Source organism: Actinophytocola sp. (assembly GCF_050699915.1).
In the GTDB taxonomy this organism is placed as follows: Bacteria; Actinomycetota; Actinomycetes; order Mycobacteriales; family Pseudonocardiaceae; genus Actinophytocola.
This window is the reverse complement of the sequence record NZ_JBOHGA010000109.1, coordinates 1-20,022: the sequence shown is the minus strand read 5'-3', so window position 1 is coordinate 20,022 and position 20,022 is coordinate 1. Positions and strand designations below refer to the sequence as shown.

The 20,022-nt window shown below is 71.5% G+C and carries 25 protein-coding genes and 2 pseudogenes; 19 read left to right on the top strand and 8 right to left on the bottom strand.

All coding sequences use genetic code 11. From position 1 onward, the window contains the following. Window positions 1-40: 40 nt before the first annotated feature. Entirely contained in the window at window positions 41-856 is an 816-nt protein-coding gene (locus ACRDSK_RS19590) for a CPBP family intramembrane glutamic endopeptidase (RefSeq protein WP_431442614.1), read from the bottom strand. 189 nt (window positions 857-1,045) lie between these two features. Here ACRDSK_RS19590 and ACRDSK_RS19585 point away from each other — a divergent pair, with 189 nt between their 5' ends. Both ACRDSK_RS19585 and ACRDSK_RS19580 read left to right on the top strand, forming a co-directional pair. Further along, window positions 1,046-1,993, top strand: coding sequence for an ATP-binding cassette domain-containing protein (locus ACRDSK_RS19585; RefSeq protein ID WP_431442612.1), 948 nt, complete (start codon window positions 1,046-1,048; stop codon window positions 1,991-1,993). Window positions 1,994-1,999: 6 nt separating this feature from the next. Next, the gene (locus ACRDSK_RS19580; protein WP_431442610.1) at window positions 2,000-2,728 is read left to right on the top strand and encodes a hypothetical protein; all 729 of its coding nucleotides are present in this window, start codon (window positions 2,000-2,002) and stop codon (window positions 2,726-2,728) included. A 66-nt stretch (window positions 2,729-2,794) separates the two neighbouring features. On the opposite strand, the gene ACRDSK_RS19575 is transcribed toward ACRDSK_RS19580, so the two are convergent. From ACRDSK_RS19575 to ACRDSK_RS19565, 3 genes are read right to left on the bottom strand one after another with little or no spacing between them, the layout of a single operon-like run. Further along, on the bottom strand, window positions 2,795-3,439 hold the full coding sequence (locus ACRDSK_RS19575) for a response regulator transcription factor (protein WP_431442608.1): 645 nt from the start codon (window positions 3,437-3,439) through the stop codon (window positions 2,795-2,797). Beyond that, window positions 3,430-4,068 (bottom strand): sensor histidine kinase, encoded by a 639-nt coding sequence (locus ACRDSK_RS19570; protein ID WP_431442606.1) that lies wholly within the window; start codon window positions 4,066-4,068, stop codon window positions 3,430-3,432. Before ACRDSK_RS19570 ends, ACRDSK_RS19575 begins: the two co-directional genes overlap by 10 nt. A 2-nt stretch (window positions 4,069-4,070) precedes the next feature. Continuing rightward, complete coding sequence (locus tag ACRDSK_RS19565; protein WP_431442604.1) at window positions 4,071-4,433, bottom strand: response regulator; 363 nt, start codon at window positions 4,431-4,433, stop codon at window positions 4,071-4,073. A gap of 125 nt (window positions 4,434-4,558) precedes the next feature. On the opposite strand from ACRDSK_RS19565, the gene ACRDSK_RS19560 reads away from it, so the two are divergent. The 5 genes and pseudogenes from ACRDSK_RS19560 (at window position 4,559) to ACRDSK_RS19540 (ending at window position 8,793) form a co-directional block, all read left to right on the top strand. Next, window positions 4,559-6,343: a sensor histidine kinase gene (locus ACRDSK_RS19560; RefSeq protein ID WP_431442602.1), complete on the top strand. Its 1,785-nt coding sequence runs from the start codon at window positions 4,559-4,561 to the stop codon at window positions 6,341-6,343. Between the two features lie 13 nt (window positions 6,344-6,356). Then, window positions 6,357-6,728 (top strand): annotated as a pseudogene (locus ACRDSK_RS19555) (helix-turn-helix domain-containing protein); the annotation flags it as partial. A gap of 97 nt (window positions 6,729-6,825) precedes the next feature. Further along, window positions 6,826-7,119 (top strand): hypothetical protein, encoded by a 294-nt coding sequence (locus ACRDSK_RS19550; RefSeq protein ID WP_431442600.1) that lies wholly within the window; start codon window positions 6,826-6,828, stop codon window positions 7,117-7,119. A gap of 64 nt (window positions 7,120-7,183) precedes the next feature. Beyond that, on the top strand, window positions 7,184-8,416 hold the full coding sequence (locus tag ACRDSK_RS19545) for a GNAT family N-acetyltransferase (protein ID WP_431442598.1): 1,233 nt from the start codon (window positions 7,184-7,186) through the stop codon (window positions 8,414-8,416). Further along, the gene (locus ACRDSK_RS19540) at window positions 8,338-8,793 is read left to right on the top strand and encodes a potassium channel family protein (protein WP_431442595.1); all 456 of its coding nucleotides are present in this window, start codon (window positions 8,338-8,340) and stop codon (window positions 8,791-8,793) included. Before ACRDSK_RS19545 ends, ACRDSK_RS19540 begins: the two co-directional genes overlap by 79 nt. Before the next feature lie 27 nt (window positions 8,794-8,820). On the opposite strand, the gene ACRDSK_RS19535 is transcribed toward ACRDSK_RS19540, so the two are convergent. Continuing rightward, a complete protein-coding gene (locus ACRDSK_RS19535) occupies window positions 8,821-9,696 on the bottom strand; it encodes a 2-hydroxy-3-oxopropionate reductase (protein WP_431442593.1) in 876 nt (291 codons plus the stop codon). A 245-nt stretch (window positions 9,697-9,941) separates the two neighbouring features. Between ACRDSK_RS19535 and ACRDSK_RS19530 the strand changes: the two genes are divergently transcribed. The 6 genes from ACRDSK_RS19530 to ACRDSK_RS19505 all read left to right on the top strand — a co-directional run bounded on the left by ACRDSK_RS19530 (window position 9,942) and on the right by ACRDSK_RS19505 (window position 14,152). Next, the gene (locus ACRDSK_RS19530) at window positions 9,942-10,619 is read left to right on the top strand and encodes a GntR family transcriptional regulator (protein WP_431442591.1); all 678 of its coding nucleotides are present in this window, start codon (window positions 9,942-9,944) and stop codon (window positions 10,617-10,619) included. A gap of 131 nt (window positions 10,620-10,750) precedes the next feature. Further along, window positions 10,751-11,032, top strand: coding sequence for a putative quinol monooxygenase (locus ACRDSK_RS19525; RefSeq protein WP_431442589.1), 282 nt, complete (start codon window positions 10,751-10,753; stop codon window positions 11,030-11,032). Between the two features lie 63 nt (window positions 11,033-11,095). Then, complete coding sequence (locus ACRDSK_RS19520; protein WP_431442587.1) at window positions 11,096-11,575, top strand: RNA polymerase sigma factor; 480 nt, start codon at window positions 11,096-11,098, stop codon at window positions 11,573-11,575. Beyond that, complete coding sequence (locus tag ACRDSK_RS19515; protein WP_431442585.1) at window positions 11,568-12,152, top strand: methylated-DNA--[protein]-cysteine S-methyltransferase; 585 nt, start codon at window positions 11,568-11,570, stop codon at window positions 12,150-12,152. The genes ACRDSK_RS19520 and ACRDSK_RS19515 overlap by 8 nt, the downstream gene beginning before the upstream one ends. Next, entirely contained in the window at window positions 12,149-12,841 is a 693-nt protein-coding gene (locus tag ACRDSK_RS19510; RefSeq protein ID WP_431442583.1) for a 2OG-Fe(II) oxygenase, read from the top strand. The genes ACRDSK_RS19515 and ACRDSK_RS19510 overlap by 4 nt, the downstream gene beginning before the upstream one ends. Window positions 12,842-13,078: 237 nt before the next feature. Then, on the top strand, window positions 13,079-14,152 hold the full coding sequence (locus tag ACRDSK_RS19505) for a Zn-dependent alcohol dehydrogenase (RefSeq protein ID WP_431442581.1): 1,074 nt from the start codon (window positions 13,079-13,081) through the stop codon (window positions 14,150-14,152). Here the strand turns inward: ACRDSK_RS19505 and ACRDSK_RS19500 are convergent. Beyond that, complete coding sequence (locus tag ACRDSK_RS19500; protein ID WP_431442579.1) at window positions 14,149-14,346, bottom strand: ferredoxin; 198 nt, start codon at window positions 14,344-14,346, stop codon at window positions 14,149-14,151. The genes ACRDSK_RS19505 and ACRDSK_RS19500 overlap by 4 nt on opposite strands. A gap of 124 nt (window positions 14,347-14,470) precedes the next feature. Between ACRDSK_RS19500 and ACRDSK_RS19495 the strand changes: the two genes are divergently transcribed. Both ACRDSK_RS19495 and ACRDSK_RS19490 read left to right on the top strand, forming a co-directional pair. Beyond that, window positions 14,471-15,577: an NAD(P)/FAD-dependent oxidoreductase gene (locus tag ACRDSK_RS19495; protein ID WP_431442577.1), complete on the top strand. Its 1,107-nt coding sequence runs from the start codon at window positions 14,471-14,473 to the stop codon at window positions 15,575-15,577. 64 nt (window positions 15,578-15,641) lie between these two features. Further along, entirely contained in the window at window positions 15,642-16,571 is a 930-nt protein-coding gene (locus tag ACRDSK_RS19490; RefSeq protein WP_431442575.1) for a ribose-phosphate diphosphokinase, read from the top strand. Window positions 16,572-16,573: 2 nt separating this feature from the next. Here ACRDSK_RS19490 and ACRDSK_RS19485 read toward each other — a convergent pair whose 3' ends face one another. Continuing rightward, the gene (locus tag ACRDSK_RS19485) at window positions 16,574-17,053 is read right to left on the bottom strand and encodes a hypothetical protein (RefSeq protein WP_431442573.1); all 480 of its coding nucleotides are present in this window, start codon (window positions 17,051-17,053) and stop codon (window positions 16,574-16,576) included. Window positions 17,054-17,288: 235 nt separating this feature from the next. Here ACRDSK_RS19485 and ACRDSK_RS19480 point away from each other — a divergent pair, with 235 nt between their 5' ends. From ACRDSK_RS19480 to ACRDSK_RS19470, 3 genes are all read left to right on the top strand, one after another. Beyond that, window positions 17,289-17,741, top strand: coding sequence for a hypothetical protein (locus tag ACRDSK_RS19480; RefSeq protein ID WP_431442571.1), 453 nt, complete (start codon window positions 17,289-17,291; stop codon window positions 17,739-17,741). After that, entirely contained in the window at window positions 17,738-17,911 is a 174-nt protein-coding gene (locus ACRDSK_RS19475) for a hypothetical protein (protein ID WP_431442569.1), read from the top strand. Before ACRDSK_RS19480 ends, ACRDSK_RS19475 begins: the two co-directional genes overlap by 4 nt. A 168-nt stretch (window positions 17,912-18,079) precedes the next feature. Next, on the top strand, window positions 18,080-18,748 hold the full coding sequence (locus tag ACRDSK_RS19470; RefSeq protein WP_431442567.1) for a lysophospholipid acyltransferase family protein: 669 nt from the start codon (window positions 18,080-18,082) through the stop codon (window positions 18,746-18,748). A 35-nt stretch (window positions 18,749-18,783) separates the two neighbouring features. Here the strand turns inward: ACRDSK_RS19470 and ACRDSK_RS19465 are convergent, their stop codons facing one another. Beyond that, window positions 18,784-19,374 (bottom strand): TetR/AcrR family transcriptional regulator, encoded by a 591-nt coding sequence (locus ACRDSK_RS19465; protein ID WP_431442565.1) that lies wholly within the window; start codon window positions 19,372-19,374, stop codon window positions 18,784-18,786. A gap of 107 nt (window positions 19,375-19,481) precedes the next feature. Here ACRDSK_RS19465 and ACRDSK_RS19460 point away from each other — a divergent pair. Beyond that, window positions 19,482-19,897: pseudogene (locus ACRDSK_RS19460) on the top strand (hypothetical protein); the annotation flags it as partial. Window positions 19,898-20,022 lie beyond the last annotated feature (125 nt).

Here is a 20,022-nt window from a genome sequence, read left to right as displayed (position 1 = left end):
CCGGATATCCGGTGGCGGGCGGGTCCGTGAGACCGGCCGGTCAGACCGACACTCGCTCGGCGGAGACGGACGGGATCGCCGCCGGCGGCGCGTTCCGCCACGCTCGGCGGTCGAGCGTCACCAGACCGATGGCGATCACGAGCCAGAGGGCGCCGGCGAGCCAGTCCATGCGGTCGGCGTCGGCGCCCGTAAAGCCGAGTGCCGCGTAGCTGACCGTGCCCTGCGCCACGTGGAAGGCGAGGACCAGCAGGACACTGCCGCGGGTGTGGTTGAACAACCACACGTACACGAACGTGATCGCGAAGGTCACCACGATGGCGATCGGCTGCAGCTCGCCCACGACGATGATCGGCAGGTGCCACAGCGCCGCGAACGCGCCGAGGAGGCAGGCGGAGCGCAGCGGGGACCACCGCTGCTGCAGCTGCGGCACGGCGTAGCCGCGGAAGCCCGGCTCCTCGCCCAGGGGCCCGTCGAGCGGGTTGACGAACCGGAGCGCGAACAGCAACCCGATGTCGGCCCACGCCATGCTCGCCAGATCGGGCACCGGCGCGTCCCAGAACGTCACGTTCGCCGCGGCTGCGACAGCCAGCACCAGGAGCGGGGTGGCGAGCGCGACGACCCACCACGTCCAGCCGACCCGCCAGCGCGTCAGCCGGGAGAGCAGGTCGCGGTAGCCGGCCCGGCCCTCGGCGAGGCCGATGACGACGAGTGCCGCGACCAACGGACCGCAGGCGAAGAACGGCACCGGGGCGAGGCCGACGGCGTAGAACGGCCACGACCACCAGGACAGGACGAGTGTGAGCCCGAAGAACGCGATGAGGCGGTGCTGACGGGTCCACGCGGCGATGGCTGACATGAGGTCCTCCTTGAGGGGCCGGGATCCCGTCAACGGTGCGACCTGGTCCGGTGCCGCGGACAGCGGGCGAACCCCATGTCCCGTCAGGGTTTTCCCCGTGCGACACAGGGCTGGCCCGCTGCCCTCTCCGGAACGCGATGCCGACAGTGGAGAACACCGACGCACCGCGATCCGAAAGAGGAGGAGCTCATGATCGAAACCCGCGGCCTCACCAAGCGCTACGGGCCGACGCTCGCCGTCGACGACCTGTCCTTCAACATCCACCCCGGGCGAGTAACCGGTTTCCTCGGCCCGAACGGCGCCGGCAAGTCCACGACGATGCGCATGATCCTCGGGCTGGACCGCCCGACCTCGGGTCACGCGCTGATCGACGGTAGGCGCTACCAGGACCTCGACCATCCACTTCGGACGGTCGGTGCCCTGCTCGACGCGAAGTGGGTGCATCCCAACAGATCGGCGCGGTCTCACCTGCGCTGGATGGCCCGGTCGAACAAGCTGTCACCGGGCCGGGTCGACGAGGTGCTCGACCTGGTCGGCCTGACCGACGTCGCCGACCGCCGGGCCGGCGCGTACTCGCTGGGCATGTCCCAGCGGCTCGGCATCGCCGGCGCGTTGCTGGGCGACCCGGGGATCCTCCTGTTCGACGAGCCGGTCAACGGGCTGGACCCGGAGGGCATCGTGTGGATCCGCGAGTTCATGCAGCGGCTGGCGGGCGAGGGGCGCAGCGTGCTGGTGTCCAGTCACCTGCTGCCCGAGATGGCCCTGTCGGCGACCGAGCTCGTGGTCATCGGGCGCGGCCGGTTGATCACCCAGAGCTCGACGGCGGAGTTCGTCCAGAGCGCCACCTGCTCGTCGGTGCGGGTGCGCAGCCCGCAGCTCCTCGAGCTCGCCGAGGTCCTGATCCGGCACGGGATGGATGTCCAGGCGGCATCGAACGGCGAGCAGGTGTTGATCGTCGCCGGCGCCGACACCGACCGGATCGGCGACCTCGCCGCGGGCAACGGGCTGGCGCTCCACGAGCTCGCGCAGCACCAGGGCTCGCTCGAGGAGGCGTTCATGCACATCACCGGGCACGACGTCGAATACACCACCGGCAACCGAACCCGACCCGCCGCACTCGCCGGCACAGGAAGGTGACCCGTCATGTCCGTCATCGCTGCTGAGCGAATCAAGCTGACCTCGACGCGGTCCCCGTGGTGGTGCGCCGCGTTCGGTGTGGTCGCCACGATCGGCGTGGCGTCGATCGCCATGAGCGAGGAGGCCGGGTTCTCCGGCATCACGTCGACCCAGCTGGGCTACGGCCTCGGCATGGCCGTGATCATGGTCATGGCGACCCTCGCGGTGACCTCGGAGTACTCCGTCGGCATGATCAGGACCTCGTTCCTTGCGGTGCCGAACCGCACCGTGGCCCTGCTGGCGAAGACCGTCGTCGTCTCGACCGTCGCGGGACTCATCGGCCTGGTCACCGCGTTCGGCAGCTGGGCGGCCGGCCTGGTGCTGATGCCGGGCGCCGACCTCGCGCTGCACGGCGCGACCGAATGGCGCCAGGCCGGCGGGGCCGGCCTGGTCTACCTGGTGGCGGCCGTTTTCGCCGTCGCGGTGGGAGTCCTGGTCCGCCATACGGCCGGCGCGGTCGCGATCGTGCTGACGTGGGCCATGATGGTCGAGCAGCTGCTCGCGCTGATCCCCGGGTTCGAGTCGATCGTCACCTGGCTGCCGTTCCAGGCCGCCAAGCAGTTCGTGCTCGCCGGGCAGACGCCGGAAGGTCTCGGTCTCACCGAACAACCGTGGCTGGCGTTGGGCTACTTCGCCGCGGTGAGCGGCGGCCTGCTGGCGATCGCGATCGCGGTGGCCAGGCGGCGCGACGCCTGATCACTCGAGATGTCGGTGGCCGGACCCGGGAACGGGTCCGGCCATCCGGCTGTCCGGCTGTCCGGCTCAGCCACGCAGATAGGTCAGGACGGCGAGCACCCGCCGGTTGTCGTCGGAGCCCTGCTCCAGGCCGAGCTTGGTGAACACCGAACGCACGTAGCCCTCGACGGTCTTCGGGCTGAGGTAGAGGCGCTGGCAGATGGCCTGGTTGGAGCGGCCCTCGGCCATCACCTGCAGCACCTCCCGCTCGCGCCCGGTGAGCTCGTCCAGCGGACTACGGGTGCGCTTGCGGCCGACCAACTGCGCGACCACGGACGGGTCGACCACGAGCCCGCCGACCGCGACCCGGCGGACCGCGTCGGTCAGCTCGTCGAGGTCGGCGACCCGCTCCTTGAGCAGGTACCCGGCGCCGTGCGCGCCCGACTCGATCAGCTGCAGCGCGAAGTGCGGCTCGACATGTGCCGACAGCACCAGCACGCCGACGTCCGGGTGGTGCTCGTTCAGCGTCCGCGCCGCGTCCAGGCCCTCGGTGGTGTGGGTCGGCGGCATCCGAATGTCGACCACGACCGCGTCCGGCGGGTCCCGGCGCACCCGGTCCAGCAGCGACCCCGCGTCCCCGACCTGGGCCGCGACCTCGAACCCGGCGTCGGTGAGCACCCGCGCCAGTCCCTCGCGGAAGAGCACCGCGTCGTCGGCGATCATCACGCGCATGGCAGCTCGGCCATCACTCGGGTACCGCCGTCGCGCTCGCTGTCCACCCACAGCCGCCCGCCGTGTGCGGCCACCCGGTCGGCGAGGCCGCGAAGGCCCGGTCCGCCCGGGTCGGCACCTCCGACGCCGTCGTCGGACACCTGGATCCTCACCTGACCTCCCAGCTCGCGCACCGCGACCTCGGTTCGGGTAGCGAACGAGTGTACGGCCACGTTCCTCAGTGCCTCGAACACGACGAAGTAGCAGGTCCGCTCCACCGCGCCGGCCAGCCGTCCCGGCGGCACGTCGGAGATGACGACGGGCACCGGGCAGCGGTCGGCGAGGGAGGCGAGTGCCGGCCCGAGCCCGGCGTCGGTCAGCAGCACCGGGTAGAGGTCGCGGGCCAGCTCCCGCAGCTCCGCCAGGGCACGGTTCAGCTCGGCGGTGGCTTCGGCGACGAGCTCGGCCGTGTCGCCCGGTGCGGTGCCGTCGAGCGTTCTGCCGACCAGCCCGAGAGCCAGGACGACCGAGGTGATCCGCTGCTGGGCACCGTCGTGCAGGTCGCGCTCGAGCTTGCGGCGCAGGGCGTCGGTCGCGTCGACGATCCGGGCGCGGGAGGCACGCACCTCGACGAGCTCCGGGTCGGGCATCGTCAGGCTCCGCCCGCGAGCAGCCGGCGCACCCGGTCACCGCTCAGCGCCGCCTTGGCGATGAACCCGACCGCGCCGCAGGTGTCGACGAGTGCCCCGTAGTCGGCCCGGGAGCGACTGGACACCAGGACCACCGCGGGCGCGTCGTCCTGCGCGACCAGCGCTTCGGACACGGCGAAGCCGTCCATGTCCGGTAGCTGCACGTCCAGCAGCACCACGTCCGGGCGCAGCCGCGGGGCGGCCTCGATCGCCGCCGCGCCGTCCGCCGCCTCGCCGACCACGGCGAGCCCGTCGGCCACCAGGACACGATGCGCGAACGACCGGAACGCGGCGTGGTCGTCCACGATCAGCACCCGAGGGACCATGTCGCGATCGTCGCAGCAGAACGTTCTCGGCCACTACAGGGTCAACCCTCGTCTTCGGGGTCCACAAAGGGCTACCGTGGTGAGTTCGGGGGCGTGGAGCCAGTCGACACCCACCAGGACGGGTCATGGTCGCCGAAACCGCCGGTGCCGCTGTCGCCAGACGACATACCCGCTGGTTCGCCGGGGTCGAACACGGTCCCGCCTTCTGGATCGGGTTGTGGGTCCTCGTCGTCGCGGCCGAGTTCGGCGCGCTCGTGCCGGTCCTGTTCCCGAACGGTGCCGTCGTCGCGGCGATCGACGTCGCGTTCCGGCTGATCGGCGGGTCCTTCGCGGCGTGCGGGCTGGTCGCCTGGCGCCGTCGGCCGGACAGTCGCAGCGGTCTGCTGATGACCCTCACCGGCTTCGCCTTCTTCGTCAGCCCGCTGACCAGCCAGCTCGACTGGCCGGTCGCGCAGGCGGTCGCGCACTGGATGCCGGACCTGTGGATCTTCTTCTTCGTGCTGCTCGTGCTGACGTTCCTGACCGGTGGCCGGGTGCGGACCTGGGCGGACCGGATCCTCGCCGGCGCGGTCGCGGTGGAGCTGGCCTTCCTCGCCTCGCTGTACGTGGTGTTCGCCGACTCCGAGGGCAACCCGGTCCCGATCTGGCCCCATGCGCGGACCGCCGAGATCATCGACATCGCGCAGCGCGTCACCCTGCTCGGCGCCGTCGTCGGCACCGCCGTCGTGGTGGCCGCGCGATGGCGATCGGCCTCCGCGCCCGGCCGGCGAGCGCTGGCCCCGGCCGCCGCCGGCGCGGGCTGCCTGCTGCTGTTCGGCTGGTTGCTCGTCGACCAGTTCCTGACGGGCGAGAAGTCCATGCTGCTGCTGTGGGTGGCGCTGTGCTCGCTGCTGACCGTGCCCGTCGTGTTCCTGTTCGGCCTGCTGCGCTCCCGGTTGGCGCGGGGCGGGCTGGCCGACCTGTTCCACAGCCTGCGCACGATGCGGACCGACGAGCTGCGGGGCGCGCTGGCCAAGGCGATCGGCGATCCGGACCTGGTGGTGGGTTACCCGACACCGGGCGGTGGCTACGCCGACCTGGACGGCCGCCCGGTCAGCCTGCCCGGCCCGGAGAACCGGTCGGTCGCCCGCATCGAGCGCGACGGCCGGCAGGTGGCCGTGCTCGGCTACGACAGCTCGCTGGACGACGACCCCGAACTGGTCGCCGCGGTCAGCGCGGCGACGACGATCGCCTTGGAGAACCAGCATCTGCATGCCCAGGCACAGCAACGCCTGGCCGAGGTCGAGAGATCCCGGGAGCGGATCATCGCCGCGGGCGACGCCGAACGACGGCGCATCGAGCGCAACCTGCACGACGGCGCCCAGCAGCGTCTGGTCACCCTCGCGATGCAGCTTTCCCTGATCCAGCGCCAGATCCGGCAGAACCCCGACGGTGCTGAGCAACTCGTCACCTCGGCCAGCGACGAGCTGGCGCAGTCGCTGGCCGAGCTGCGGGAGCTCGCCCGCGGCATCCATCCCGCCGCCCTCGACCAGGGCCTCGACCTCGCCCTCGACGCCTTGGCGACCCGGTCGGCGGTGCCGACCACGGTGGAGTGCGACCCCGGCTCCCGGCTGCCTCAGGCCGTCGAGTTCGCCGCCTACTTCGTCGCGTCCGAGGCGCTCGCCAACGTGGCCAAGTACGCCCACGCCAGTGCCGTGACCGTTCGGCTGCGACGCACCGGCCCGACCGCGGTCATCGAGATCACCGACGACGGCGTCGGCGGCGCGGACCCCGCCGCGGGCTCCGGTCTGCGCGGCCTGACCGACCGGGTGGAGACACTCCACGGCCGCCTGCACGTCGTCAGTCCGCCCGGCGGCGGGACCGTCGTCATGGCCGAACTTCCCGTCATGGAGGACAAGCCGACGTCGTAGCCGGGTGCTCAGGATGCAGCACGATCTTGCCATGGGTGTGCCGGCGCTCCAGCTCACGGAAGGCGTCGCGCACCTGCGCGAGTGGGTAGACCCCCGCGGCCACGACCCCGGCGAGGTCGCTGCCCTGTCCGGACGGGAAGGCTGGCACCGCGCCGCGCGGGCCGGCACCGTGGTCGGCGGACAGACCATTGCTGTCATGGACCGTCGCGAACTGGCCGACTTCCTGCGCCGATCGCGGGAGCGGCTGCGCCCGCACGAGGTCGGGTTGCCCGGCGGGCCGCGGCCGCGCACCCCGGGCCTGCGTCGCGAGGAGGTGTCCCAGCTCGCCGGGATCTCCGCGGACTACCTGATGCGCCTGGAACAGGCTCGCGGCCCGCAGCCGTCCACCCAGGTGCTCGCGGCGCTGGCCCGCGCGCTGCGGCTGACCGCGAACGAGCGGGACCACCAGGCCCACGTCCTGGTGGGCGGACCTGCGCGCGGCCGTGGCCCGCCGCGGGTACGACGCCGACGCCACCGCGCTGGTCGAACGGCTCAGCGCGAGCAGCGAGGAGTTCACCGCTCTCTGGCAGCTGCAAGAGGTCGCCGTACCGCGGCACAGCCGGATGCGGGTGCTGCACCCGGAGTTCGGGCCGATCTCGCTCTACTGCGAGATCCTGCTGACGCCGAGCGAGGACCAGCGGCTGCTCGTCTACACCGCGCCGCCCGGCACCCCGAGCATCGACTACCTGGAGTTGCTGCGAGTCGTCGGCTCGGAGCAGTTCGCCCAGGACGGCTGACGACCTCCTCTCGAACACGACAAATTGGGTCGCGCGATCGACCGTGCCCGCGTATCAAGGCGAAATGGCCGAACCGCCCCAAGGGGACGAGCAGCTCACGATCCGCACGTTGACCGACGAGGATCTGTCCGCGTTCAGTGAGGTGCTCGCGAGCGCGTTCCTGACCGACTCCAGCGAGGAGTTCCTGAACGAGGAACGCGTCGTGTTCGAGCCGTCCCGCAGCCATGCGGTGTTCGACGGCGAGACCATGATCGGCACCGGCGAGCTCCTGAGCCGCCGCATCGCCCTGCCCGGTGCCGACCCGGTGCGGGCCGGCGCGGTGACGTCGATCGGGGTCGCGCCGGGACATCGCCGGCGGGGCGTGCTGAGCAGGATCATGCGCGCACAGCTGGAGCTGCTGCACGAGACCGGCGAGTCGCTGGCGATCCTGTGGGCGTCCGAAGGCGCGATCTACGGACGGTACGGCTACGGGCTCGGCACGCAGTACGCCCGGCTGGCCCTACCACGCGGCACCGCGTTCCGCCGTGACGTCGCGGTCGACCCCACGCCGGTTCGGGAGCTGCCGCGCGAGCGGGCGCTGCCCCTCGTTCGCGACATCTACGACAAGGTGTGGCAGACCCGCGCCGGCCACCTCGACCGCACCGACACCTCCTGGGAGTACTACCTGTTCGACGGGCCGGAGCGGCGGGACGGCCAGACCGGGTACCGCTTCGCGGTCCACCCGCAGGCCTTCGCCGTCTACCGCACGAAGCTGAACTGGCAGGACCGCGGGCCGCGCTCGACGGTGTACGTGCACACCCTTACGGCCACCACCCCGGAGGCGTACGCGGCGATCCTGAGGTACCTGCTGGACATCGACCTCGTGGGCGAGGTGGTGCTGCGGCTGGGCGTCGACGAGCCGCTGGTACACATGCTCGCCGACCCGCGCGCGGCCGTCCGCACGATGTTCGACGCGCTCTGGGTGCGCCTGGTCGACGTCGACCAGGCGTTGATGGCCAGAAGGTTCCTCATGCCACTCGACGTCGTGCTGGCCGTGGACGACGAGCTGTGTCCGTGGAACGCCGGCCGGTGGCGGCTGCTGGTCGGACCGGACGGGCGGGCCGAGGTCACCCGCACCGACGACGACGCCGACCTGGCGCTGGACGTGTCGACACTGGGCGCGGCCTACCTCGGCGGGGCCCGGCTGAGCACGCTGGCCGCCGCCGGCCGGGTCCGCGAATGCCACCCCGGCACGCTCGCCCGGGCGTCACTGGCCTTCCTCCACGACGAAGAGCCGCGCTGCCTCGAGGTGTTCTGAGATCACCCGGCGCGGGCGAAGACCCGGCAGCCGGCGGGGCGATCCTGCGTTCGGACCACCCCACGCTCCAGGGCGTCCAGGCGCTGGCGATCACGCTCCCGCTGTTCCTGCTGACGTTCGCGAACGTCTACTTCCTGGTGGCGCACAACGTCCCCGACAGCTTCACCGACCCGCTGACCCGTACCGACTCCCTGTACTTCACGGTCACGGTCTTCGCGACCGTCGGCTTCGGTGACATCGCGCCGGTGACGCAGGCGGCCCGCGTCCTCGTGACCGTCCAGATGGTCGGCAACCTCCTGCTGCTCGGCATCGCGCTGCGCGTGGTCGTGTTGGCCGTCCAGCACCGTCGCCGCACCGTGGGCCGGGACGGCGGTTGATCTCGTGTTCCGGATGTCTACAGTGGACTATCGACCGGAAAGTCGTTCGATCACCAGGAGCAGCGCGGCGTGGTCGAGCTCGCCGTGGCCCTGGGACCTCGCGGCGGCCATCAGCTGGGCCACGGTCGCGCCGAGCGGGGTCACCACGCCGGCCGCGCGGGCAGACTCGAGCACGATGCCGAGGTCCTTGTGGTGCAGGTCGATCCGGAAGCTCGGGTCGAAGTCCCGGTCGAGCATGGCCGGCGACTTGCGGTCGAGGATCTTGCTCCCGGCCAGCCCGCCGCCGATCACCTCGATCGCCGGAGCCAGGTCGACGCCGTGTGCGGCCAGGAAGACCACCGCCTCGGCGAGCAGACCCAGGTTGCCGGCCGTGATCAGCTGGTTCGCCGCCTTCACCGTCTGGCCCGCGCCGGCCGGACCGACGTGCACGACCGTCGAGCCCATCGCCCGCAGCAGCGGCAGCGCGGCCTCGAAGTCGGCCTCCGCGCCGCCGACCATGATCGACAGGGTGCCGTCCACCGCGCCCTGCTCACCGCCGCTGACCGGGGCGTCCAGCGCGCGCATGCCGGCCGTGGCGGCCCGCTCGGCGACCGTCCGCGCGGTCGCCGGGGCGATCGTGCTCATGTCGATCAGCAGGGCGCCCCGTCCGGCGGCGGCCAGCACGCCGTCGGAGCCGAGGACGACCGCCTCGACGTCTGGGGAGTCGGGCAGCATGGTGACCACGACCTCGGCGTCGCGCACCGCGTCGACCACCGAGTCGGCCGCGGTGCCGCCCGCCTCGGCGAACGCGGCGGTCCTGCCCGGGCTTCGGTTGTGCCCGGCGACCTCGTGCCCGGCCCGGACGAGGTTGGCGGCCATCGGCAGCCCCATAGTGCCGAGCCCGACGAACGCGATTCGGGTCATCGCTTCTCCTCATGGTCGGTTGCCGACGACCCGGACGCTACCGGCGAGCCCGTTCTACTGTCCGTCTGCGCACGGGTGCCGGTCGCTCTCTCAACCCCTCGTCTGGGCGGCATCTGTGCCTTGTCGGAGTACGGTCAGTGAGCGTGCACGTTGACGACTAGCGGAAATAGGCAAACAATGCCCGTACTGGGTTACTCGTCGTCGCCGACGAGTGGGAAAAAACTGGGGAATGGGGAGATCGGGTCATGGCCAACGCGAGATCTGGCCGTTCCGCCGCACGTTTGCCAGAACCGGTCCACAAGATCACGCCGTACCAGCGTCTGAAGGAAGCGATTCGCGCGGGCGATCTCATGCCGGGTCAACAACTGGTGGAGTCGGTGCTGGCGGAGTGGTGCGAGGTGAGCCGCACGCCGATACGGGAGGCGTTGTCGAAGCTGCAGCACGACGGGCTGGTGGAGCGCAACGACCGGGGCCTGGTGGTCCGCGAGCGCAGTCCGGAGGAGGTCCTGGACATCTACGAGACCAGGATCGCGCTGGAGGGGACCGCGGCGCGGATGGCGGCGGAGCGACGCAACTCACACGATCTGATCCTGCTGCGCCGCGCGATGGGCCGGCTGGACGGGTTGACCACCGAGGACATCGACGCGATGGTCCGGGCCAACCGGCAGTTCCACACCGCGGTCTGGCGGGCGAGCCACAACACGTCGCTGATCGACCTGCTCGAACGGCTGGACCTGCACCTGGTCCGCTATCCGGCCGGCACGCTGGAGGCACCGGGACGCTGGGAACGCTCGAATGACCAGCACCGCGCAATTGTCGACGCGATCGAGGCTCGGGACAGTGACGGCGCGGAGAAGAGCGCCATCACTCACTTCACCGAGGCGCGCGACATCCAGCTGGCGCTGTTCGACGAGACATTGTGAATTCGGGCGCAAGCATTTCTCGGTGAGCAAAATCGGATATTCCTGCGCATCATTCACCTGACGGGTTCGTCCAATCGCACGCGGTCGGAGCATGGCAGGGTGGCCGGGTGCGATACGGATATCTGGCGACCATGCGGACGAAACCGGGCCACCGCGACGACGTGGTGGCCCTCCTGCTCGACGGCGAGGACGGGCTGCGCGCGGCCGGCTGCGACCTCTACGTCGTGGGCACCTCGGCGGACGAGCCGGACCTGGTCTGGGTGTACGAGGTGTGGCTGAGCGAGGAGCACCACACCGCGTCGCTGGAGCTGCCCGAGACCAAGGCCGCGATCGCGACGGCGATGCCGATGCTGACCGGCGAGTTCACCGGCCAGCAGCTGGACATCGCCGGCGGCCTCGGCGTACCCCGGTAGCTGCTCCACTGTGGACATGACGTGGCAGTCTCACGTTTCGTGGGACCCGGGCGTCTACGTGGTGTGAGACCTTTCGAGCAGATCGTCGCCGAGTACGGGCCGATGGTGTTGCGCGTGTGCCGGGCGGTGCTCGGCCGGGCGGACGCCGAGGATGCCTGGTCGGAGACGTTCCTCTCCGCGTTGCGCGCCTACCCGGACCTGCCGGCGGACGCGAACGTGGAGGCCTGGCTGGTCACCATCGCGCACCGCAAGGCCGTCGACGTGCACCGGGCTGCGGCCCGGCGACCCGTCGCAGTCGGCCAGGTGCCGGACCGGCCGACCCGAGGGGGCCGGCCGGAGGACTGGGACGGCGACCTGTGGGACGCGCTCGCCGCGCTGCCCCGCAAGCAGCGCGAGGCGGTGGCCTACCACCACCTCGCCGGCCTGCCGTACCAGGAGGTCGCGGCCATCACCGGCGGCAGCACCGACGCCGCCCGGCGGGCCGCGGCCGACGGCATCAAGCGGCTGCGCACCACGTACCCGAGGGGAGAGGACGATGACTGAGCTTTTCGCCGACCTGCCGGCAGACGTGCCCGCGCGACTGCGTGCGCGGCTCGTGACGGACGCCGAGCGGGAGGGCATCCTGGACGTCGCGTACCGCACCGTCGACACGCCCGTCGGCTCGCTGCTGCTGGCCGCGACGCCGGCCGGGCTGCTGCGGATCGTGTACTCGACGACCGGCCACGACGCGGCGCTCGCCGACCTGGCCGAGCGCGTGAGCCCGCGGATCCTGCACGCGCCGGCCCGGCTCGACGCCGTGGTTCGGCAGCTGGACGAGTACTTCACCGGCCGGCGGCGGACGTTCGACGTGCCGCTGGACCTGCGGCTCGCGACCGGGTTCCGGCGGGCCGTGCTGAGCCACCTGGCCGACATCGGCTACGGGCGGACCGAGAGCTACGCCGAGGTGGCCGCCGCCGCGGGGAGTCCGCGCGCGGTGCGGGCGGTCGGGACGGCGTGCGCCACGAACCCGGTGCCGGTCGTGCTGCCCTGCCATCGGGTCGTTCGGTCGGACGGTACGTCGGGCGGCTACGTCGGCGGCGCGGCGGCGAAGCAGGCCCTGCTGACCTTGGAGGCGGCGTGAGGGTGGACGCCGACTGGGCGGCCGTGACGGCGGAGCTCGACGAGCACGGGTGTGCGTTGCTGCCGCGGCTGTTGAGCGAGCAGGAGTGCGCGTCGATCGCGGCGCTGTACGACGAGCCGGACCGGTTCCGCGCCACGATCGACATGGCGCGCTACCGGTTCGGCCGGGGCGAGTACCGCTACTTCGCGTATCCGGTGCCGCCGCTCGTGGAGTCACTGCGTGCGGAGCTGTACCCGCGGCTGTTGCCGATCGCGCGCGACTGGGCCGCGAAGCTGGGTTGGTCCGCGCGGTGGCCGGACACGCTGTCGGAGTGGTTGGCCGAGTGTCACCAGGCGGGCCAGACCCGACCGACGCCGATCCTGCTGCGCTACACCGAGGGCGACTGGAACGCGCTGCACCGGGACCTGTACGGAGACAAGGTCTTCCCGCTGCAGGTGGTGATCAACCTGAACGCCCCGGGCGAGGACCACACGGGCGGCGAGTTCCTGATGGTCGAGCAGCGGCCGAGGGCCCAGTCGCGCGGGATCTCGACGCTGATCCCGCAGGGCCACGGCCTGGTCTTCACCACCCGCGACCGCCCGGTCCGCTCGTCCCGAGGCTGGTCCACGGCCCCGATGCGCCACGGCGTGTCCGTGATCCGGTCGGGCCGCCGCCACACACTGGGCCTGGTCTTCCACGACGCCGCCTAGGTTGTCCACAACCCGGCCGACTTCGAGCTAGGTCCTTCGGGGCGAGCAGCGGGCCGAACGGAGACGTGCCGGCAGGGGTTGCCATTCAGAGGGCGACTTCGAATTCGCGCGATCGGGTGCTCCGTTTGCGCCGGCCGCACCAGGGTCTTCCATTCGAACCTCCAGTAACGTCGAGGATCGAGGTGAGCGCGGCAGGCCTTACGCTGCGAAGGTGGCGACTGGGGAAGGGGACATCCGATGGTGAAGGCTGCGGTACTGATGCGCCAAGGTGCGCCGCTCGAAGTACGTGACATCGAGCTGGGGGAACCCGGCCCGGGCCAGGTGCGGGTGCGGGTCGCGGCGGCGGGGGTGTGCCACTCCGACCTCTCGCTCGCGAACGGCACCCTCGCGCTGGACATGCCGGCCGTGCTGGGTCACGAGGGCGCCGGCACGGTCGTCGCGGTCGGGGAGGGGGTCGACCGCGTCTCGGTCGGCGATCCGGTGGTGCTGAACTGGGCGCCTGCCTGCCGCGAGTGCTGGTTCTGCGAGCAGGGCGAGCCGTGGCTGTGCGTGCACGCCGAGGAGCGCGCGACCCACCCGTACGGCACCTTCGGCGACGGTACCCCGATCTATCCGGGGCTGGGCACCGGCGCGTTCGCCGAGGAGACGATCGTGCCGCAGCAGGGCGTCGTGCCGATCCCGCGGGACATCCCGCTCGAGCAGGCCGCCGTGCTCGGCTGCGCGGTGCTGACCGGCAACGGTGCGGTGCACAACACCGCCGAGGTCCGGGCCGGCCAGTCCGTGGTCGTGATCGGGCTCGGCGGCATCGGGCTGTCCGTGTTGCAGGCGGCGCGCGCGGCCGGCGCCGGGCCGATCATCGGCGTGGACATCAGCGAGTCGAAGGCCGAGCTCGCCGGAGTGCACGGCGCCACCGACTTCATCGTCGCCGACGACAAGACCAGCAAGACCGTCCGCGGGCTCACCGGCGGCCGCGGAGCCGACCACGCCTTCGACTGCGTCGGCCTGCCGGCCACGATCCGCGCGTCGTGGGGGAGCAGCCGGCGCGGCGGCACGGTCACGGTGATCGGCGTAGGCAGCAGGACCAGCCAGGTCGAGTTCAACGCGCTCGAGCTGTACTGGTTCGGCCGCACGCTGCACGGCTGCGTCTTCGGCTCGTCCGACCCCGACGTCGACATCCCGCGGCTGCTCGGCGAGGTCGCCGCGGGCCGGCTCGACCTCGCCGCGCTCGCGACCGACACGACCGACCTCGGAGGCGTGAACGAGGCGTTCGACCACTTCGGCCAGGGCGGCCGGACGATCGTGCGGTTCTAGTCGTCCGCGAGGGAGATCGCCTGGCTCGGACACATCTCGACGGCCTCCTCGACGGCCGCGAGCCGCTCGCCCTCGACGTGCTCGACGAGCACCAGGACCGTGCCGTCCTCGTCGCTCTGGTCGAACACGGCGGGATCGGTGAGCACGCACTGCCCCGAGCCGACGCAGCGGGCGGTGTCGGTGACGACTCGCATGGTCGCGTCCTCCTCACATCTCCCGCCGACCGTACCGAACCGGTGTGACGGGCGTCGCCGTCATGTGATGTCACGAACCGGCGCGCTGCGCAGTCAACCTGGCGAGCACAGGAGGGAGAACGCGATGACTCACATCGTGGTGCTGGGCGCCGGATACTCGGGACAGCTCGCGGCGAACCTCGCCGCCCGCCGGCTGGACGCCGAGGTGACGCTGGTGAACAAGCGGGACGGGTTCGTCGAGCGGGTGCGGCTGCACCAGGTCGCCGCCGGGCAGGAGCTGCGCGAGCGCAAGCTCACCGACCTGCTGCGCGGCACCGGCGTGCGGCTCGTGGTGGACCGCGTGACCCGGATCGACGCCGGCGCGCGGACGGTCGAGCTGGCCGGGGGAGAGCCAATCCGGTACGACACGCTGATCTACGCACTGGGCAGTCAGGCGGACCTGGAGTCGGTGCCCGGCGTGGCCGAGCTCGCTCTGACGGTCGCGGGTGCCGAGTATGCGGCGCGGCTGCGCGAGCGGGTGGCCGAGGGCGGCACGGTCACGGTAGTCGGCGGCGGACTGACCGGGATCGAGGCGGCGACCGAGCTGGCGGAGTCGCACCCGGACCTGAAGGTGCGGCTGCTGACCGCGGACGAGCTCGGCTCGCGGCTGTCCGAGCGGGGCCGGCGGCACCTGCGCGGCACGTTCGCCCGGCTGGGCATCGAGATCCGCGACTCGTCGCAGGTGGGCGAGGTGCGTGCGGACGGCGTCGTGCTGGCCGACGGCGAGCATGTGCCATCCGACTTCGTCGTGTGGACAACTGGTTTCACCACGCCGGCGCTGGCGCGCGAGACCGGCCTGGCGGTCGACGAGCACGGCCGCATGCTGGTCGACGGGACGATGCGCTCGGTGTCCCACCACGACGTCTACGGCGTGGGCGACGCCGCCGCGGTGCGCCTGCCGAGCGGTCAGGAGCTGCGGATGGCGTGCGCGACGGGACTGCCGGTCGCGCAGGCCGCGGTCCGCGCCATCCGGGCCCGAGCCATCGGCCGCGACCCGAAGCCGATGCGCTTCCGGTACGTGAACCAGTGCATCAGCCTGGGCCGCAAGGACGGCCTGATCCAGTTCGTCCGAGCCGACGACACCCCGAGGGAGGCGGTGCTGACGGGCCGGCTCGCCGCGCTGTACAAGGAGCTCGTCGTGCGCACCGCGCTGCAGGTCCAACGCCACCCGGCCCTGCCGACCTCGTTCTGAACGCGCTGGTCAAGGCGACCAGTAGCATCTGCTCGGCGGCTGGGCGTCGAGCAGGGGAGTGCGGGTGCGGGAGATCGCGGTGTTCGGCGGCAGTGCGCATCCGGAGCTGGCAGCCGAGATCTGCGCGCACCTCGAGGTGCCGCTGGAGCCCGTCCGCGTGACGCGGTTCGCCAACGACTGTCTCGAGGTGCAGCTCCAGGCGAACTGCCGCGAGCGCGACGTGTTCATCATCCAGCCGCTCGTCGTGCCGGTGCAGGAGAACCTCGTCGAACTGCTGCTCATGCTCGACGCCGCCCGGGGTGCGTCGGCCGCGCGCACCACGGTCGTCATGCCGCACTTCGCCTACGCGCGGTCGGACAAGAAGGACGCGCCGCGCATCTCCATCGGTGCGCGGCTCGTCGCCGACCTGCTCGTCGCGGCCGGGGCCGACCGGATGCTCGCGATGACCCTGCACTCCCCGCAGGTGCACGGGTTCTTCAGCGTCCCGGTCGACCACCTGCACGCGCTGCGCGAGCTCGCCGCCCACTTCCGCGGCTACGACCTCACCAACACCGTCGTCGTCTCGCCCGACCTGGGCAACGCCAAGCCCGCGGCGCACTTCGCGAACCTGCTCGGCGTCCCGGTCGCGGCCGGTGCGAAGCAGCGGTTCGCCGACGACAGGGTCACCATCAGCTCGATCATCGGCGAGGTGACCGACCGCGACGTGATCGTTCTCGACGACGAGATCGCCCGGGGCAGCACGGTGCTCGAGCTCCTCGACCGGCTGCGCGAGCAGAACGCGCGTTCGATCCGCGTCGCGTGCACGCACGGCCTGTTCGCCGCCGGCGCGCTCAAGCGGATCGGCGAGCAGCCGGACGTGCTCGAGATCGTCAGCACGAACACCGTGCCGGTCGCCGAACAGACAGCGAAGCTGACCGTCCTCTCCATCGCGCCCGCGCTCGCCGAGGCGATGCGCCGGATCCACAACGGAGAGTCGGTCAGCGCGCTGTTCTAGTTCTAGACGCGGGGCGGATACGGATCCTGGCGGTGGACCGAGGCGGACGGGCTGTCGATGTACGGCGAGCTGGCCGCGTCGGTCGCCTGCGCCGGGTAAGCCGCGTTGGCGTGCTCGTTCGCGATCCGGCGGGCCTCCCGCTCGTGGTTGAACTCGTCGAACTCCTGGCGGTCGCGGATCCTGCCGAGCGCGACCACGGCGACCCAGTGCGCGATACCGATGATGATCAGCACCACGCCGAGCCGAACCACGACACTCTCGACCGGCGTGTCGGCTGGCACGTCGACCGTGGAGATGAGCGCCAGCACGCCGAGCACCACGAGGTGGAACAGCACCGTCACGAGCCTGGTCAGCGACTCCGCGGACGCGTTGGGCGCGGACTGCTGCAGGAACCTGCGGCCGTTGCGGTAGATGACTTGGCCGTCGACGAGCACGAGCAGAGCACCGACCAGCAAGAACGTCACGTAGCTGTTGGTATCCACGGCTTGCACCTCTCGTCCGGTGTGAAGGACCGGGACTACAGACCGTGAGTAGCCCGTGGCGGGCGAAACGAAACCCGCGACCGGGCGTGTTTGTGCCTGATCTTGGACCCGGCGGGCGGTGTGTCCGTTTCGACCGACGAACGGCGCTGCCGGGCGCCGGGTGCCGCGCCATACGGTTTCGGTACCCGCGCCGGCGGGCACTCCGCACTGGACCGCACGGGAAGGAGCACGACCGATGCGCAGCGACGGATCCACGGCACAGGTGACCGCGCACCGACTCGTCCACTGTGTACTCGACAGCGACTCGGATGGACTGACGGACGCGCTGGAGAGCGTGGTGGACCAGCAGGAGGACGGGCTCAGGCCGTACGTGCGCGGCGTGGTCGCGGAGCTGATCCAGGTGGGCGCCAACGCGGTGCGGGAGAGCGTGGGCCCGGACGAGCAGCCGGCGTTCGCTGTGGACCTGCGCGACGGCACCAACGACTCGGTGACGATCGACGAGCTCGAACCGCAGGTGCGCGCCACCATCCGCGCGCTGCTCGCGGACCTCAACGGCTGTCCGGAGGACGCGCAGATCCAGCTGGATCTCGCCGTGCGACAGCTGGATCCGCTGACCGGGCTGGAAACCGTGCGGCGCGCGTTGACGATGACGATCGCGCTGCTGCAGTGGTCCGGGGAGCCGCGGTGAACCCGGAGGACCTCGCCGACGAAGCGGATGTGCTGGAGCAGCGGCGAGAGCTGGGCGACGAGCCGGAATCGGTGGTGACGCCCAATGTGGACGTCGAGGCGGACCCGGCCGACCTGCAGGAGCAGAACATGCCGGTGCCGTCCGAAGAGGAGGACCGCCCCGACGCGTGAGGTCATCGACCCACGTGCCGAACGGTCCTGAGCCCCAGAGCCCACCGCCGTCGTCCGGCGTGCGGCGCACCCCCGCGAGCATCCCGCGCGCCGGACGACCCGTTTTCGCAGTGAACCTGGTAGGTGTCGGCCTATCCTGACCCGGTTCCACGAGACCGGGAGAGGGCCTTGCTGAACCAGTTCGTCCGCCGCGTCCTGGCGCCGCTCGCGCGGGTGGTGTACCGGCCACGCGTCGAGGGCCTCGAGCATCTTCCGGCCACCGGTCCGGTGATCATCGCGGCGAACCATCGGGCGGTGCTCGACACGGCGGTCATCTCGCTGGTCGTCCGCCGGCAGGTCCGGTTCCTGGGCAAGGCCGAGTACTTCACCGGCCGTGGCGTGCGCGGCAAGCTGATGGCGGCGTTCGTGGACGCGCTCGGCTTCGTCCCGGTGGAGCGCGGCAACGCCCACGCCGGCCTCGCCGCGCTCAACGCCGGTCAGAAGGTGCTCAACGACGGCGGCGTGTTCGCGATCTATCCCGAGGGCACCCGGTCGCTCGACGGCCGGCTCTACCGCGGGCACACCGGCGTCGCCGTGCTGGCGCTGACCGCCGGCGCGCCCGTGGTGCCGGTCGCGCTGTTCGGCACGGAGCGGCTGATGCCACGCGGCGGCAGGATCCCGCGCCACGCCCCGGTCGGCGTCCGGTTCGGCGAGCCGCTGGACTTCTCCCGCGTGACCGAGCGCAACCTGCGCGCCCGCCGCGCGGTCACCGACGAGGTGATGGACGCCATCCGCCAGCTGTCCCAGCAGGAGTACGTCGACAGCTACCACCGCCGGCCGGACGAGGACATCGCCTGAGGTTGCGAAAGTCCTGGTGACCGGGATGTCGTCGGCTAGCGGAAGCGCACCCGGTCCAGCAGCCCGTCGACCAGGTCGGGCAGTGGGCGCTCGCCGGCCGAGTCGAACCACAGGGCGCCGGCGGTGCGGATGGCGGCGAGGAACGTGGCGGCCATGAGGCGGGCCAGCTCCTGGTCGGACTGATCGTCCCCGGCGCCGCGAGCGAGCAGCACGCCGGCGAGCTCGCGCTCCAGCTCGATCTGGTCCGCCGCCTGCCGGGCCAGCAGTGACGGGTGCCGGCGCAGCAGCCGCAGCTGGCCGACCCACGCGGGGTCGGGCAACGTCAGCTCGCCGTAGAGCTGCGCGGCACCGCGCCGCAGCGCCGGCCACGGGCGCTCGGCCGCCGGCCGCGCGCGCACCAGGTCCAGCAGCGCCCTGGTCCGCTCGCGGTCGCCGTGCAGGACCGCGTCCTCCTTGTTGGCGAAGTAGTTCGAGAAGGTCCGTCGGGACACGCCGACCTCGTCCGCGATGTCCTCGACGGTCACGCTGTCCAGCCCGCTCGCCATCGTCAGACGCAGCGCGGCGGCGTGCAGCGACTGCCGGGTCGCCGCCTTCTTGCGCTCACGCAGGGTGCTTACGGACTCCACGGCGCTCACCCTAACGGTCGTGCTAGGTTCCTGTTGTGCAATTTTGCACATTGAGCAATAGTTGTTCAGGGGACGCGCATGACCGAGGGGATGCGACCGCGGAACCGATGCCGCACCGGCAGGTGCTGGAGTCGCTGTCCGGGCTGCTGCTGGTGCTGTTCGTCGCGATGATCAGCTCGACCGTGGAGTCCACCGCGCTGCCGCTGATCATCGGCTCGCTCGACGGCTCACAGACCCAGTACAGCTGGGTGGTCACCGCGACCCTGCTGACCGCGACAGCGAGCACGCCGATCTGGGGCAGCCGACGATCCGCCGCCCGGACTACGGATCGACTATGCCGGCGCGGCGCTCATCGCGGCCGGTGTGAGCATTCTGCTGATCCGGGTGTCCTTCGTGGACAACACGTTCGGCTGGCTGTCCTGGCAGACCGGCGCCATGGTCGGCGCCGGTCGCTGGATATCGTGCGCACGCGCACCACGCGCTCGCGATCGTCGGCAGCGTCGCGGTCGGGCTCGCGATGTTTGATCTTGACCCCGTTTCACGGACTCGCCAGTGAGGAGATGAGGGTCGACGGGCGGGTGATGGTTTCGAACTCTACGGGACTCATCCAGTCCAGGGTGGAGTGTCGGCGGTGGCGGTTGTAGAACC

What these genes read in the sequence shown, in the direction of transcription:
- ACRDSK_RS19515 (WP_431442585.1), top strand. Translation starts at nt 11,568, where the DNA reads ATGACTGAGCTTTTCGCCGACCTGCCGGCAGACGTGCCCGCGCGACTG.
- ACRDSK_RS19560 (WP_431442602.1), top strand. Translation starts at nt 4,559, where the DNA reads ATGGTCGCCGAAACCGCCGGTGCCGCTGTCGCCAGACGACATACCCGC.
- ACRDSK_RS19495 (WP_431442577.1), top strand. Translation starts at nt 14,471, where the DNA reads ATGACTCACATCGTGGTGCTGGGCGCCGGATACTCGGGACAGCTCGCG.
- ACRDSK_RS19590 (WP_431442614.1), bottom strand. Translation starts at nt 856, where the DNA reads ATGTCAGCCATCGCCGCGTGGACCCGTCAGCACCGCCTCATCGCGTTC.
- ACRDSK_RS19500 (WP_431442579.1), bottom strand. Translation starts at nt 14,346, where the DNA reads ATGCGAGTCGTCACCGACACCGCCCGCTGCGTCGGCTCGGGGCAGTGC.
- ACRDSK_RS19575 (WP_431442608.1), bottom strand. Translation starts at nt 3,439, where the DNA reads ATGCGCGTGATGATCGCCGACGACGCGGTGCTCTTCCGCGAGGGACTG.
- ACRDSK_RS19525 (WP_431442589.1), top strand. Translation starts at nt 10,751, where the DNA reads ATGCGGACGAAACCGGGCCACCGCGACGACGTGGTGGCCCTCCTGCTC.
- ACRDSK_RS19530 (WP_431442591.1), top strand. Translation starts at nt 9,942, where the DNA reads ATGGCCAACGCGAGATCTGGCCGTTCCGCCGCACGTTTGCCAGAACCG.
- ACRDSK_RS19480 (WP_431442571.1), top strand. Translation starts at nt 17,289, where the DNA reads ATGCGCAGCGACGGATCCACGGCACAGGTGACCGCGCACCGACTCGTC.
- ACRDSK_RS19580 (WP_431442610.1), top strand. Translation starts at nt 2,000, where the DNA reads ATGTCCGTCATCGCTGCTGAGCGAATCAAGCTGACCTCGACGCGGTCC.
- ACRDSK_RS19535 (WP_431442593.1), bottom strand. Translation starts at nt 9,696, where the DNA reads ATGACCCGAATCGCGTTCGTCGGGCTCGGCACTATGGGGCTGCCGATG.
- ACRDSK_RS19505 (WP_431442581.1), top strand. Translation starts at nt 13,079, where the DNA reads ATGGTGAAGGCTGCGGTACTGATGCGCCAAGGTGCGCCGCTCGAAGTA.
- ACRDSK_RS19545 (WP_431442598.1), top strand. Translation starts at nt 7,184, where the DNA reads ATGGCCGAACCGCCCCAAGGGGACGAGCAGCTCACGATCCGCACGTTG.
- ACRDSK_RS19570 (WP_431442606.1), bottom strand. Translation starts at nt 4,068, where the DNA reads ATGCCCGACCCGGAGCTCGTCGAGGTGCGTGCCTCCCGCGCCCGGATC.
- ACRDSK_RS19585 (WP_431442612.1), top strand. Translation starts at nt 1,046, where the DNA reads ATGATCGAAACCCGCGGCCTCACCAAGCGCTACGGGCCGACGCTCGCC.
- ACRDSK_RS19565 (WP_431442604.1), bottom strand. Translation starts at nt 4,433, where the DNA reads ATGGTCCCTCGGGTGCTGATCGTGGACGACCACGCCGCGTTCCGGTCG.
- ACRDSK_RS19540 (WP_431442595.1), top strand. Translation starts at nt 8,338, where the DNA reads ATGCCACCCCGGCACGCTCGCCCGGGCGTCACTGGCCTTCCTCCACGA.